The 12,555-nt window shown below is 71.2% G+C and carries 12 protein-coding genes and 1 pseudogene; 4 read left to right on the forward strand and 9 right to left on the reverse strand.

All coding sequences use genetic code 11. The features are described 5' to 3' along the window. Nucleotides 1-22 precede the first annotated feature (22 nt). Nucleotides 23-673, forward strand: a complete 651-nt coding sequence (locus tag CAL24_RS17785) for an HD domain-containing protein (RefSeq protein ID WP_094807422.1) — start codon at nt 23-25, stop codon at nt 671-673. A 458-nt stretch (nt 674-1,131) separates the two neighbouring features. On the opposite strand, the gene CAL24_RS17790 is transcribed toward CAL24_RS17785, so the two are convergent. The 7 genes and pseudogenes from CAL24_RS17790 to CAL24_RS17815 form a co-directional block, all read right to left on the reverse strand. Then, nucleotides 1,132-1,845, reverse strand: coding sequence for a haloacid dehalogenase type II (locus tag CAL24_RS17790; RefSeq protein WP_094807423.1), 714 nt, complete (start codon nt 1,843-1,845; stop codon nt 1,132-1,134). Between the two features lie 96 nt (nt 1,846-1,941). Next, the gene (locus CAL24_RS24350) at nt 1,942-2,082 is read right to left on the reverse strand and encodes an alpha-hydroxy-acid oxidizing protein (RefSeq protein WP_249278569.1); all 141 of its coding nucleotides are present in this window, start codon (nt 2,080-2,082) and stop codon (nt 1,942-1,944) included. A 34-nt stretch (nt 2,083-2,116) separates the two neighbouring features. Further along, nucleotides 2,117-3,109, reverse strand: a pseudogene (locus CAL24_RS17795) (alpha-hydroxy acid oxidase); the annotation flags it as partial. A gap of 8 nt (nt 3,110-3,117) precedes the next feature. Next, on the reverse strand, nt 3,118-4,095 hold the full coding sequence (locus CAL24_RS17800) for a Bug family tripartite tricarboxylate transporter substrate binding protein (RefSeq protein WP_038853002.1): 978 nt from the start codon (nt 4,093-4,095) through the stop codon (nt 3,118-3,120). A 74-nt stretch (nt 4,096-4,169) separates the two neighbouring features. Beyond that, complete coding sequence (locus CAL24_RS17805) at nt 4,170-5,081, reverse strand: fumarylacetoacetate hydrolase family protein (protein ID WP_094807425.1); 912 nt, start codon at nt 5,079-5,081, stop codon at nt 4,170-4,172. Further along, on the reverse strand, nt 5,078-5,956 hold the full coding sequence (locus CAL24_RS17810) for a TauD/TfdA dioxygenase family protein (RefSeq protein WP_094807426.1): 879 nt from the start codon (nt 5,954-5,956) through the stop codon (nt 5,078-5,080). The genes CAL24_RS17805 and CAL24_RS17810 overlap by 4 nt, the downstream gene beginning before the upstream one ends. 27 nt (nt 5,957-5,983) lie before the next feature. Beyond that, nucleotides 5,984-7,147 (reverse strand): iron-containing alcohol dehydrogenase family protein, encoded by a 1,164-nt coding sequence (locus tag CAL24_RS17815; protein WP_170947119.1) that lies wholly within the window; start codon nt 7,145-7,147, stop codon nt 5,984-5,986. Nucleotides 7,148-7,284: 137 nt separating this feature from the next. Here CAL24_RS17815 and CAL24_RS17820 point away from each other — a divergent pair, with 137 nt between their 5' ends. The 3 genes from CAL24_RS17820 (at nt 7,285) to CAL24_RS17830 (ending at nt 10,413) form a co-directional block, all read left to right on the forward strand. Beyond that, nucleotides 7,285-8,202, forward strand: coding sequence for a LysR family transcriptional regulator (locus CAL24_RS17820; protein ID WP_094807428.1), 918 nt, complete (start codon nt 7,285-7,287; stop codon nt 8,200-8,202). 139 nt (nt 8,203-8,341) lie between these two features. Then, complete coding sequence (locus tag CAL24_RS17825; RefSeq protein ID WP_249278570.1) at nt 8,342-9,334, forward strand: Bug family tripartite tricarboxylate transporter substrate binding protein; 993 nt, start codon at nt 8,342-8,344, stop codon at nt 9,332-9,334. Between the two features lie 2 nt (nt 9,335-9,336). Next, nucleotides 9,337-10,413 carry an NADH:flavin oxidoreductase/NADH oxidase gene (locus CAL24_RS17830; RefSeq protein ID WP_094807429.1) on the forward strand — a complete coding sequence of 359 codons (1,077 nt, stop codon included), beginning with the start codon at nt 9,337-9,339 and terminating at the stop codon, nt 10,411-10,413. Nucleotides 10,414-10,523: 110 nt separating this feature from the next. Here CAL24_RS17830 and CAL24_RS17835 read toward each other — a convergent pair whose 3' ends face one another. Further along, nucleotides 10,524-11,765 carry an MFS transporter gene (locus CAL24_RS17835; protein ID WP_094807430.1) on the reverse strand — a complete coding sequence of 414 codons (1,242 nt, stop codon included), beginning with the start codon at nt 11,763-11,765 and terminating at the stop codon, nt 10,524-10,526. A 37-nt stretch (nt 11,766-11,802) separates the two neighbouring features. Next, nucleotides 11,803-12,549, reverse strand: coding sequence for a peptidylprolyl isomerase (locus CAL24_RS17840; RefSeq protein ID WP_094807431.1), 747 nt, complete (start codon nt 12,547-12,549; stop codon nt 11,803-11,805). Nucleotides 12,550-12,555: the final 6 nt, after the last annotated feature.

A 12,555-nucleotide genomic window follows, 5' to 3' on the forward strand; every position in this document is an offset into this window, starting at 1 on the left:
CGTCCCTATTTCTGGAACCCGCATGCCCGATACTCCTGCCGCCTGGATCCCCCGCCTGACCGCCATTGCCACGGCAGAGGGCCAGGAGGACGGCGCGCACGACCTGAACCACTTGCACCGCGTCTGGCAGGCGGCCCGCGCGCTGCTGGCCAGCCATCCCGAGGCGGACGCGCTGGTGGTGCTGGCCGCCTGCTATTTGCACGACCTGGTCAATCTGCCCAAGAACCACCCCGAACGCGCGCAGGCCTCGCGCATGGCGGCCGGCCTGGCGCGCAGCCGTCTGGCCGAGGCCGGCTTCCCGGCCGACAAGCTCGACGCGGTGGCGCATGCCATCGAGGCGCACAGTTTCTCGGCCGGCATCGCTCCCGCGACCCTGGAGGCCATGATCGTGCAGGACGCCGACCGTCTCGATGCGCTGGGCGCGGTGGGGCTGGCGCGGCTGTTCTATACGGCCGGCCGCATGGGCTCGGCTTTCGCGCACCCCGACGATCCGCTGGGCCGGCGCCGCGCGCTGGACGACCGCGCTTATGCGCTGGACCACATCGAGGTCAAGCTGGCGACCCTGCCCGCCGCCATGCACACGGCCGCCGCGCGCGCGCTGGCAGACCAGAGGTTGGCGTGGCTGCGGGAGTTTCGCGATGCGTTCGTGCGGGAATGGGGGGTGGTTGGTTGATTGGCTGCCGGGGGGGGGGGGGGGGGGGGGTTCTTGGGCACGGTCGGGGTTTGGATGGGTGGGCCGGTGCGGGGTTCTTGGACACGATCGGGGATTGGATGGATGGGCCGGTGCGGGGTTCTTGAGACGCCCGCGCCTGTCGGTGGGGCCTGGACGGCCACGTCGCTCGGCTCGGGCGCGCCACCAGGCGCCCTCGGCCCCCTGCGGGGGCTCCCCTCCCTCCAACTGGCCGCCCAGGCCCCACCGACAGGCGCGGGCTCGCAGGATCGTCCAAGTGTCGGGCACTTCCATTTAGGGAGCCCTTTGTATCTCTTCCAGGTGTCTGACACCCCGCAGATCTCCGGGCTCCTCCAGGTGTCTGACACCCCGATGAGACGGCCTCGATCCTCACGGCGTACCGGCGTGGGGTGTCGGACACCTTGCAGATGCCCGCGCCCGTGCGATGCCGGGCGCTGTGCTCAGGGCAGCTTGGCGACCAGTTCGGTCAGGGAGTCGGCGGCGTAGTCCCAGCCGGCGGGGCGCGGGGCGGCGCCGGCTTTGGACGGGTCGCCGGCATGCGGGCGGTGGACATAGGCGGTATGCAGGCCGCAGCCGCGCGCCGCGTCCAGGTCGTAATCGTGGGCGGCGACCAGCATTGCCCGGTCCGGCGTCACGCCCAGCAGTTCGCAGGCGCGCAGGTACACCTGCGGCGCGGGCTTGTAGGCGCCGGTGATGTCGGCGCCCAGGATCGCGTCCCAGGGCAGCCCGCCATGCTTGGCCATGTCCGCCAGCAGGCGCGTGTTGCAGTCGGACAGCGGCGCCACGATGTAGCGTTCTTTCAACCGCGCAATGCCTGGCACCGAATCCGGCCACGGGCGCAGGCGATGCCAGGCCTGGTTGAGGGTCTCCAGCTCGGCAGCGGGAAACGAGGCCGGCGCCAGCCCGAATTGGTCCAGGCTGGCATGCAGGTTTTCCAGGTTGAGCTGGTCGAGCGGCACGAACGGCCGCTGGCCGCTGCGCACCGCCGCGGACGATGCGCTGTAGCGGCCGATCCAGGCATCGGCCAGCGCGCGCGCATCGATGCCCGCGGCATCGTGGCGCTGCAGGAATGCCTGCGCGTCGGTCGCGATGCTGCCGCGCCAATCGACCACGGTCCCCAGGACATCGAAAAACAGGACTTCGACCTTTGCCATTGCGCTCCTCCGTGGGCAGCACGAGAACCCGGCGCGGCGCGAGCCCCGCGCGTCGCCGCGCACTGCGGTAAGCCATGCGGATGTGGTCGGACGATTCTACAGGACCGTTTGCGGCGGCGGCTCGCGGAACAAGAGGTCCGGGCCGATGCCGGCCACCTCGCACACGCCGCACAGTTGCATCGTGCGCTGCAGCTCGTCGCGCAGGATGGCCAGCGCGCGCCGCGCCCGGCTCGCCACCGGCCACCGCGCCCCACAGCGTGGCGCGCCCCACCAGCGCCGCCTGCGCGCCGAGGGCACGCGCCTTGAGCAGGTCGGCGCCGCGCCGCACGCCGCCGTCGACCAGCACGGGCACGCGCCCGCCGACGGCGCGCACCACGGCCGGCAGCGCGGCGAGCGTCGCCGCCGCGCCGTCCAACTGGCGGCCGCCATGGTTCGACACCACCACCGCATCGCAGCCCAGCGCGGCCAGCCGCTCGGCATCGTCCGGGCGCAGGATGCCCTTGACGATCAGCTTGCGCGGCCACGCATCGCGGATGGCGCGCAAGCGGTCCCAGTCGAACGAAGGGTCATAGCTGCGCCCCACCGACGAGGCCAGCCGGGTCGCGCTGGCGGCCGGCGCTTCCAGCCCCTTGAGGTTCTCCATCACAGGCAGGCCGTGCCGCAGCACCGCCACGGCCCAGGCCGGCCGGCTGGCGAAATCCAGCAGGTTGCGCGCCGTATAGCGGAACGGAAAGGACAGGTGGTTGCGCGCGTCGCGTTCGCGCTTGCCGCCCACGGGCAGGTCCACCGTGATCATCAGCGCCTCGTAGTCGGCGGCGCGGGCGCGGGCGATCAGGGCATCCAGCAGTTCGCGGTTGCGCAGGATATAGGCCTGGAACCACAGCCGTCCCGGCGCGGCGCGGGCAATCTGCTCGATGGACGCGGTGGCCGAGGTCGACAGGGTATAGGGCACGCCGGCCGCCGCTGCGGCGCGCGCGATGGCGATGTCGCCGCCGGGCCGGCCATAGCCGACCGCGCCGGTGGGCGCCACCGCCAGCGGCATCGTCGCCGGGCCGCCCGCCACCTCGGCGTGCGTGCTGACCTCGGCGACGTTCACCAAGGCGCGCGGCGCCAGCCGCACCTGGGCGTAGGCGGCGCGGTTGGCCGCCAGCGTCAGTTCGTCTTCGGCGCCGCCGTCGAAAAAATCGAAGATGGCGCGCGGCAGGCGCCGGCGCGCGGCGCGGCGCAGGTCCTCGATGCTCTGGGCCCGGATGGCTGCGGTCATGGTTCTGCCTATTGCGCCGTAATGCCGGCGGCCTTGATCACCGCTGCCCAGCGCTGCTGGTCCGCGACCAGGAACTCGCGGAAGTGCTGCGGCGAATCGCCGATGGGCAACGCGCCCAGGTCCTTCAGGCGCGCCTGCACCTGCGGCTGCCGGAGAGCCTGCACCATGGCCTGGTTGAGCTTCTGCACCACCGCGTCCGGCACGCCGGCCGGCGCCAGCAGGCCGACCCACGGCGCGGTGTCCTGGAAATCGGCGAAACCGATGTCGGCCATGCTGGGCACACCGGGGAAGTCGGCGCTCGCCTCCGGGCTGCCCAGGGCCAGCACGCGCAGGCGCCGGGCCTGCACGTTCTCGGCCACGCCGATGATGGGATAGAACATGAACGACACGCGGCCGGCCATCACCTCGGTCAGGGCGGGCCCATTGCCGCGGAACGGCACGTGGATCATCTGCAGCCCGGCCATGGCGCCCATCATGGCCGCCGCCAGGTGGGCCGAGCCGCCGTTGCCGGCCGAGCCGTAGCTGATGCTGTCCGGCTTGGCGCGGGCCTGCTCGACCAGTTGCTTCATCGAACGGATCGGCGAATCGTAGGCCGTCACCGCCACCATGGGCAGCGACGCCGCGTTGGAGACCGGCGCGAAATCCGCCAGCGGATCGTAGCCGGCCTTGTCGCCGAGCAGCAGGCGGTTGACGTTGTGCGACAGCGAGGCGAACAGCACCGTGTAGCCGTCCGGCTGGGCGGCCGCGACCTCGCGGGTGGCGATCAGCGAATTGGCGCCGGTCTTGTTCTCGACCACCACCGATTGGCCCAGTGCGCGGCCCATGTGTTCGGCCAGCAAGCGCGCGATCACATCGGTGGGGCCGCCGGCGGCGAAGCCGACGATCATGCGCACCGGCTGGGCCGGGTAGCCGTCGGCGGCGCGGGCCAGCGGCGCCGCGGCAATCAGCGCGGCCGCACAAGCGGCGCGCAACAGCAGTCTCCTCATGGTTCTCTCCTTGTGTTGTCGTAGTACTTGCCCAGGGCCTGTCCAGGCGGGGCTCATCTTGAGGTGGACAGGCCCTAGGCGATGGCATGCTCCAGCACCCCGACGCGCGCAACCTCCATGCGCAGGCGGTCGCCCGGCTGCAGGTAGCGCGGCGGATCGCGGAACGCGCCGATGCCGGCCGGCGTGCCGGTGGCCAGCACGTCGCCCGGCTCCAGCGTCATGTAGCGCGACACGTAGGCGATCAGCGCCGCCACCGGGAACAGCATGTCCGCCGTGCTGGCGTCCTGCATCAGTTCGTCGTTGAGCCAGCTGCGCACGGTGAGCGCCTGCGGGTCGCCCACCTCGTCGGCGGTGACGAGCCACGGCCCCATGGGCGCGAAGCCGTCCATGCTCTTGGCGAACGTGGTCTGCGCCGGCGCGACATCGAACTGGAATTCGCGCGCGCTGAGGTCGTCCAGCACCGTGTAGCCGGCCACGTGGGCCAGCGCGTCGGCCGCGGCCACCGCGCGGGCCGGCCGGCCGATCACCACCGCCAGCTCCGCCTCGAAATCGAGCTTGGCCACGCCGGCGGGCCGCGCCACCGCCCGCCCCGGCGCGCATACGCAGGACGGCAGCTTGCTGACGATGCGCGGCTGCTCGAAAGGATCGACGCCGGTTTCCTTGGCGTGGTCGGCATAGTTGCGCCCTACCGCCACGATCTTGCCGGGGCGCGGCACCGGCGCCAGCAGCTCCACGTCGGCCAGGCCAGGGCCGGCGGGTGCCTGCTCCGCCACATGGCGCCGCAATGCCCGCAGGGCGGCCGGACCGGCTTGCAACAGCCGCAGCATGCCGTGGGAGGCGGGCTCGACGCCGGCCTGCGCCAGGCAGTCGCGCGCCGCCGCATCGGGCTGCAGGGCCGCCACCCAGCTGGTCAAGTCCACCACGCGCGCGTCGCGCACGGCGCCCACCGCCAGCCGGCCGCCGGCGCGATAGCTGATCAGCTTCATGGCGCGGCCCTGCCGAAATAGCGATCGGCCATGACCTGGCAGCGCTTGATCAGCCGGTGCTCGTGCGGCGCGTAGTCGGCCACGGCGTTGTGGATGGTGCCCATGTTGTCCCACATCAGCACGTCGCCCACGCTCCAGCGGTGCCGATAGCGAAACTTCTCCTGCAATTGATGCCGGAACAGGAATTCCAGGGTGCGTTCGCTCTCGTCCGGCGGCAGTTCGTTGATGCGCACCGAATAGCCCGGGTTGGCATACAAGACCTTGCGGCCGGTGATGGGGTGCGTCAGGAAGACGGGATGCGAGACCGGCGGCTTGGCGCGGCGCTGCGCCTCGGTCAGCGGCGGACGGGTGCTGCCCTTTTCCTGCCGCATGCGCTCCCAGAACTTGTTGAAGTCGTGCAGCACAGTCATGCCGTCCAGCCGCGCCTTCAGGCTGTCGGGCAGTTCGTCGTACGCCGCGTGCATGTTGCAGAACTCCGTGCAGCCCAGCGGCTCGCCGTCGCGGAACGGGATCTCGATGCCGTACAGGATGTTGGCGAACGCGATCATGTTGCTGTAGGACATGTCGGTGTGCCAATCCTGGCCGGCATCGGCCAGGCCGATCGGCTTGCCGTCCTGCAGCTTGTTCGACAGGATCATCACCTCGGGCAGGCCGGGCTCCTGGTAGTTGTTGGCGACGTTGACCTCCAGCGTGCCGAACTGCTGCGCGTAAGCCTTCAGCTGCGCCGGCGTCAGGGTCTGGCGCGGGAAGCTCAGCACCCCGTGGCGCCCCAGCAACTGCTCCACCGCGCGGAACGTGGCGGGCGGCAGCGGCCGCGACAGATCCAGCCCCTCGACCCGGGCCCCCAGGCTGTATCCGCTTTCGACGACTTCCATATGTCTCTCCGTATCAGGCGAACACCGCTACCACGCGGCATCCAGCAAAGCTTCCAGTTCGGCGGCCCCGCGCACGCGGCGTGGATTGCACGCCAGGCCGCGCTCGCGCAGGACGCGCGCGGCAACGGCGGGCAGGACGGCGCGCGCCACGCCCAGCTCGCGCAGGCGGCGCGGCACGCCCAGCGCCGCCTGCAGCGCCACTACCTGGTCGATGGCGGCCTGCGGCGCCTGGCCAGCGTCCCAGGCGCGCGCCAGCGCGGCCAGGGGCTCGCGCGCGGCGGGCAGGTTGTAGCGCAGCGCGTGCGGCAGCATCACCGCGTTGAGCGCGCCGTGGGCCGCGCCGCAGGTGGCGCCCAGCACATGGCACAGCGCGTGGTGCAGGCAACTGCGGGCGGTGGCCAGCACCATGCCGGCCATGTGGGCCGCCTCCAGCAGCGCGCCGCGCGCCTCGGCGTCGCGCGGGTCGGCGGCGACCCGCGGCAGCGCCTGGCGCAGGCGGCGCGCGCCCTCCAGGGCCAGCGTCGCGGCAATCGGCGAACCCTGTGTGGAATACAGTCCCTCTATGCAATGGGCCAGCGCGTTCATGCCGGTCTCCAGCATGATGGAGGCCGGCACGGCCAGGTTCAGCGCCGGATCCAGCAACACCACCCGGCTGGCCAGCCGGGGATCCCAGAACAGCAGCTTCTCGCCTGCGGCGGTGCGCACGCCGCACGACGGCGTGACCTCCGCCCCGGAGGCGGTCAGCGGCACCGCCACGATCGGCAACTTGGCGCGCAGCAGCGGCGGCGCATGCAGCGTGGCCGGCGCCTCGAAGCGGGTGGCGTGCGCCGCCAGGTCGCCGCCGTCGGCCGCCAACAGCGCGGCGCCCTTGGCGGTGTCGACGACGCTGCCGCCGCCGAACGCCACCAGACAGTCGGCGCCGTGCGCGGACAAGGCCTGCGTCGCGGCAGTCACCGCCTGCGGCGAAGAATGGGCAGGCACGTCGACGCTCTCGGCGACCTCGGCGCCGGCCAGCGATGCCAGCAGCCCGGCGTAGGCCGGCATGGCGCGCGAACGGCGGCTCGCCAGCACCAGCGGCCGGCGGCAGCCGAGCGCGGCGACTTCGCGCCCCGCCTCGGCCAGCACGCCGGGCCCGAATACGAGACGGGTGCGCAAGGCCTGGTGAACGTAGCGGGCGGATTCTGTCGGCATGGTCGGCAATGGACGCGGCGTAGCGGCCTGGCGGCCGGCACACATGATCGACGGGCAGTGTATCGACGCCCCGCCGGCCGGGATAGAATCGGGACGGGAATTTATCGTTTCCAAAACGAAAACAAAAGGAGACCGCCATGGACAAGCTCCGCTGCATCGAAGTGTTCATCGAAGTGGCCCAGGGGCTGAGTTTCTCGGGCGCCGCGCAGCGCCTCGGCATGGCCAAGGGCAACGTGACCAAGCACGTCAACTGGCTCGAGCATCACCTGGGCGTGCAGTTGCTGATGCGCACCACCAAGAGCGTCAGCCTCACGGAATCCGGCCTGGCGCTGCTCGAGAACGGCCGCGACCTGCTCGAGCGGGTGGAAAACGTCGAGGCCGCCGCGCGCCGCTGCGCCAAGGAGCCCAAGGGCATGCTGCGGGTGGGCACGCCGCCGTCGTTCGGCGCGTTCCACCTGGTCCCGGTAATCACCGCGTTCGCGGCGGCGCACCCGGATATCCAGGTAGTGCTGTACCTGGATGACGGCCGCACCGACCTGGTGGCCGAAGGCCTGGACATGTCGGTGCGCATCGCGCCGGCGCTCAAGGACACCAGCCAGATGGCGCACCGGCTGGCGGTGGCCCCGCAGGTGCTGGTGGCCACGCGCGGCTATCTCAAGCGGCGCGGCCGCCCGGCCGGCGTGGCGGACCTGGCGGAACACGATTGCATGGTGCACGCGCTCAAGGCGCCCACCAATACCTGGACTTTCCAGGACCCGCAGGGCAAGCCGTGCTCGGTGCGGGTGGGCGGCACCATCCGCGCCAATTTCGGCGAGCCCCTGCGCCACGCGGCGCTGCTGGGCCACGGCATCTCGATGCATCCCACCTACATGGTGGCCGACGATATCCGCCACGGGCGGCTCGAGATCGTGCTGCCGGCGTACCGCCCCACCGGGCTGGACATCTATGCCGTGTTCCCCAGCCGGCGCAACCTGCCGCTGCGCGTGCGCACCTTCCTGGACTTCCTGAAGGAATGGTTCAAGCGTCCCGACTGGACCGGCATCGGGCCGGCATAGTTTCCACACCGGAAACAACAAGTTCTTGATCCGGCCCTATGCCAGGGCCGGCTGCGTTCCTATACTGCCGCCGGTAAACAGCGCCGGCTACAGGCGCGCGGCCAGGCATTCCGCCTGCGCCCGACCGAGAGGAGCCAAGATGAACCTGCCCGCCATGCGCCCATGGAGGCGCCTGCTGCATGCCTGCGCCTGCCTGCTGGCCGCCGGCGCGATGCTGCCCGCCGCCCGCGCCGCCTATCCCGACCACCCGATACGCATCATCGTGCCGTTCTCGGCCGGCGCCACGCTGGACCTGATGACCCGCGCGGTCGCCGAGCAACTGGCCGGCGAGCTGGGCCAGCAGGTCATCGTGGAGAACCGCCCCGGCGCCAGCGGCATCATCGGCGCCGACGCCGCGGCCAAGGCGGCGCCCGACGGCTACACCTACATGATGGCGCCGTTCAGCGTGCTGGCGGTCAATGCCAGCCTGCACCAGAACCTGCCCTACGACAACCTGCGCGACTTCGCGCCGGTGGCGCTGGTGGCGGCGGCGCCGCACGTGCTGCTGGCCAGCGCGCAGTCGCCGTTCAAGACGCTGGGCGAACTGATCGCCTATGCCAAGGCGCATCCCGGCGAACTATCGTATGCCTCGGCCGGCGCCGGCAGCTCGGCGCACCTGGCGACCGAGGTGCTGCGCTACATGACGGACATGAACCTGACGCACGTGCCGTACAAGGGCACGGCGCCCGCCTACAGCGACCTGATCCCCGGCCGGGTGGCGGTGATGGTCGACGGGGTGGGCGCCGCCCTGCCGCGCATCCAGTCGGGCCAGGTGCGCGCGCTGGGGGGCACCAGCCCGCAGCGCGTGCCGGTGCTGCCGGATGTGCCCACGCTGGCGGAAGCCGGCGCCCCCGGGTACGATGTGACGCCATGGTATGGCATGGTGGCGCCGCGCAATACGCCGGCCGCCGTGGTCGACACCATGAACGACGCAATCAATCGCGCGCTGCGCAGCGCCGCGCTTGGCAAGCGCTTTGCCGACATGGGACTGCAGCCGCGCGGCGGCACGCCCGCCGACTTCGGCGCGTACCTGGCCAGCGAAACCGCCAAATGGCGCGAAGTCGTGCGCAACGCCCACGTTACAGTGAACTGAGCATGCCCAGCCTGTTGTTTACCCCGCTGCAACTGCGCAGCGTGACGTTCAAGAACCGCATCGGCGTCGCGCCGATGTGCCAATATTCCTGCCGCGACGGCCTGGCCAGCAACTGGCACCTGGTCCACCTGGGCAGCCGGGCGGTGGGCGGCGCCGGCATGGTCATGGTGGAAGCCTCGGCCGTGTCGCCCGAAGGCCGCATCAGCCCCGCCGACCTCGGCATCTGGAGCGACGCGCACGCGGCCGCGCTCGCGCCCATCGCGCAGTTCATCGCCGAACAGGGCGCGGTGCCCGCCATCCAGCTGGCCCACGCCGGCCGCAAGGGCTCCACGCAGGTGCCGTGGCAGGGCCGCCAGGCCGTGGCGCCGGAACAAGGCGGCTGGCCGGTGCGCGCGCCCAGTCCGGTGCCCTTCAACGATGTCTACCCGCTGCCGGCGGAAATGAGCGAGGCCGACATCACCCAGGTCGTCGACGATTTCGCCGCGGCGGCCCAGCGCAGCCGCGCCGCCGGCATGCAAGTGGTCGAACTGCACATGGGGCACGGCTACCTGATGCACCAGTTCCTGTCGCCGCTGAGCAACCGCCGCGCCGACGCCTACGGCGGTTCGTTCGATGCGCGCATCCGGGCGCCGCTGCGCGTGGCGGCCGCGGTGCGCGAGGCATGGCCGCGGGACCTGCCGCTGTTCGTGCGGCTGTCGGCCACCGACTGGCTCGAAGGCGGCTGGGATGTGGCGCAGTCGGTCGAGCTGGCGCGCCGCATGAAGGCCCTGGGCGTGGACCTGGTGGATTGTTCCAGCGGGTCGATCGTGCCGGGGTCGCAGGGCGAGGCCGCGCCGGGCTACCAGGTGCCCCTGGCCGAACGGATCCGCCGCGAAGCCGAGGTAGCCACCGCCGCGGTGGGGCTGATCACCCAGGCGGCGCAGGCCGAGCAGATCCTGCGCGACGGCAGCGCGGATATGGTGCTGCTGGCGCGCGAACTGCTGCGGGACCCGTATTGGCCCCTGCGGGCGGCGGCGGAACTGGATGCGCCGACGCAATGGCCGGTGCAGTACCTGCGGGCAGTGGCGGCGCGCGGCTGACGCGGCGCCGGGTTGTCACGCAACATCGGGCCCCGGGCTGCCGCGCCGCTTGCTTACCGAGGTGTCTGACACCCTTGCGGTGTCAGACACCTGCCAAGGGCTGGGAGGGTTCAGGGTTCCCGCGCCACTGCGCCGGAGATTTCCACCTTCCTGACCTCGGCGACGTACATCACGATCAGCGACACCCACACCACGCCGTAGAGCAGCATGAAGCAGCTGGAGCGGATCTGCAGCAGGTCCGCCATGGCGCCGAACATCAGCGGCAGGAGGAACCCGCCCACGCCGCCGGCCAGGCCCACGATGCCGGTCACCACCCCCATGTTGTCGGGAAAATCGTCGGCCACGTATTTGAAGGTGGACGCCATGCCGAACGCGAACATCGCGCCCAGCACGAACAGCAGCAGCGTGAACAGCCAGACCGGCAGGTAAATATGGAAAGCCTCCGGCCCGTGCAGCGTCTGCACGGTCAGGGTGGTGTTGGGATAGGACAGCAGGAACAGGCAGATCCACGCCACCCACAGGCACCACCAGGTCATCTTGTGGGCGCCGAAGCGGTCCGCCAGGCCGCCGCCCACGGCGCGCAGCACCGCGCCCGGCAGCGAGAAACCGGCCGCCAGCGCCGAGGCGGCCACCAGCGTCAGGTTGTACTCGGCCTGGAAGTACTGCGGTATCCACAGCGACAGCGCCGTGAAGCCGCCGAAGGTGATGGAGTAGTACTGGCAATAGCGCCACACCCGCGGGTTCTTCAGTACCTTGAACTGGTCGGCCAGCTTGCCGCCGGCCTGCCCCGCCCCGGGATCGGGCGCCGCGACCAGCCAGAAGAGCGCGGCCGTGACCAGCAGGGACACCGCGTAGATCTTCGGCACCATGCGCCAGCCGTAGGTTTCCAGCAGGACCGGCGTGATGAACAGGTTGACCGCCGCCCCCACGGTGCCGGCGCCGAAGAAGCCCATGGCGAAGCCCTTGCGCTCCGGCGAGAAAAAGCGCGATACATACGGCGTGCCGACGGCGAACGACGCGCCCACCAGGCCCAGGAACAGGCCGATCACCAGGAACTGCCACAGCGCCTCGGCGTAACTGACCAGGTACACCGGGATCGCGCAGCCCGCCAGCAGCACCGTCATCACGATGCGGCCGCCGTAGCGGTCGGTCCACAGGCCGAGCGGCAGGCGGAAAATGGCGCCGGTCAGCACCGGCGTCGAAGTCAGCAGGCCGAACTGGAACGCGTTCAGGCCCAGCTCCTGGCGAATGCGGATGCCCAGCACGCCGAACATCATCCACACCACGAAGCACACCATGAATGCGAAGGTGCTGCTGTACAAGACCGCATAAGCCCTGGGGCGGTTGCTCATCGCGCTCTCCCTGGTCGGTGGAAGGAGGAAAACCGGGTTATTGCAGCAGGGGCGAATCGGCACCGGGCATGTCCAGGCCCTCGATGCGGGCCTGCCCCACCAGCCACCGCAGGTACTGGTGCGTGGCGCGCCGCTCGGAGGCCTGCGCCAGCCACCCGGCAATACGCGCGTGCACGTCCTCGAAGGCCATCGGCGCGCCTTCGACCTTGCGCCCGCTGCGCACGATATGGAAGCCATGGCGGGTCTGCACCAGCCGGTCCAGCAAGGTGTGCGCCGGCATGGCGAACACCACCTGCTCGAACTCGGGCACGGTGGCGCCGCGGCTGACGTCGCCAAGCCGGCCGCCTTGCTGCGCCGAGGGGCAGTTGGAATACTGGCGCGCGAAATCGGCGAATGCGCCGGGCGCGGCGCCGTGCAGCTGCTGCAGGATCTCGCCGGCGCGCGCGCGCAGTTGCTGGGGATTCACGCGCGGCGTCAGCTGGAATAGGATGTGACACACCTCCACCAGCGCGCCGCTCAGGAACTGCGCCGGATGCTGCTCGTAGTAGCGCCGGCAGGCGGCCTCGTCGGCCTCCGGGGTGCGGACCTCGGCCGCCAGCACGGCGCGCACCGCCGCCTCTTCGTCATGCCCGGCCAGGCCCAGCGCGCGGGCGCGCTGCAGCAGCAGTTCGCGCAGGACCAGTTCACGGCCGGCGCTCTGCAGCGGATCGGCCTCGTCCTGGTGGCGCGGCAGTTCGGCCTGCAGCCGCGCCTCGTCGATGGCGACGCCGTTGACGGAAATCATGCGCGC

Origin of the sequence: Bordetella genomosp. 2 (genome assembly GCF_002261345.1) — a bacterium.
GTDB lineage: Bacteria > Pseudomonadota > Gammaproteobacteria > Burkholderiales > Burkholderiaceae_B > Bordetella_A.

Bases quoted from the DNA above. Each gene is read 5' to 3' on its own strand.
- CAL24_RS17785 (WP_094807422.1), top strand. From the start codon at position 23: ATGCCCGATACTCCTGCCGCCTGGATCCCCCGCCTGACCGCCATTGCC.
- CAL24_RS17790 (WP_094807423.1), bottom strand. From the start codon at position 1,845: ATGGCAAAGGTCGAAGTCCTGTTTTTCGATGTCCTGGGGACCGTGGTC.
- CAL24_RS17800 (WP_038853002.1), bottom strand. From the start codon at position 4,095: ATGAGGAGACTGCTGTTGCGCGCCGCTTGTGCGGCCGCGCTGATTGCC.
- CAL24_RS17805 (WP_094807425.1), bottom strand. From the start codon at position 5,081: ATGAAGCTGATCAGCTATCGCGCCGGCGGCCGGCTGGCGGTGGGCGCC.
- CAL24_RS17810 (WP_094807426.1), bottom strand. From the start codon at position 5,956: ATGGAAGTCGTCGAAAGCGGATACAGCCTGGGGGCCCGGGTCGAGGGG.
- CAL24_RS17815 (WP_170947119.1), bottom strand. From the start codon at position 7,147: ATGCCGACAGAATCCGCCCGCTACGTTCACCAGGCCTTGCGCACCCGT.
- CAL24_RS17820 (WP_094807428.1), top strand. From the start codon at position 7,285: ATGGACAAGCTCCGCTGCATCGAAGTGTTCATCGAAGTGGCCCAGGGG.
- CAL24_RS17825 (WP_249278570.1), top strand. From the start codon at position 8,342: ATGAACCTGCCCGCCATGCGCCCATGGAGGCGCCTGCTGCATGCCTGC.
- CAL24_RS17830 (WP_094807429.1), top strand. From the start codon at position 9,337: ATGCCCAGCCTGTTGTTTACCCCGCTGCAACTGCGCAGCGTGACGTTC.
- CAL24_RS17835 (WP_094807430.1), bottom strand. From the start codon at position 11,765: ATGAGCAACCGCCCCAGGGCTTATGCGGTCTTGTACAGCAGCACCTTC.
- CAL24_RS17840 (WP_094807431.1), bottom strand. From the start codon at position 12,549: ATGATTTCCGTCAACGGCGTCGCCATCGACGAGGCGCGGCTGCAGGCC.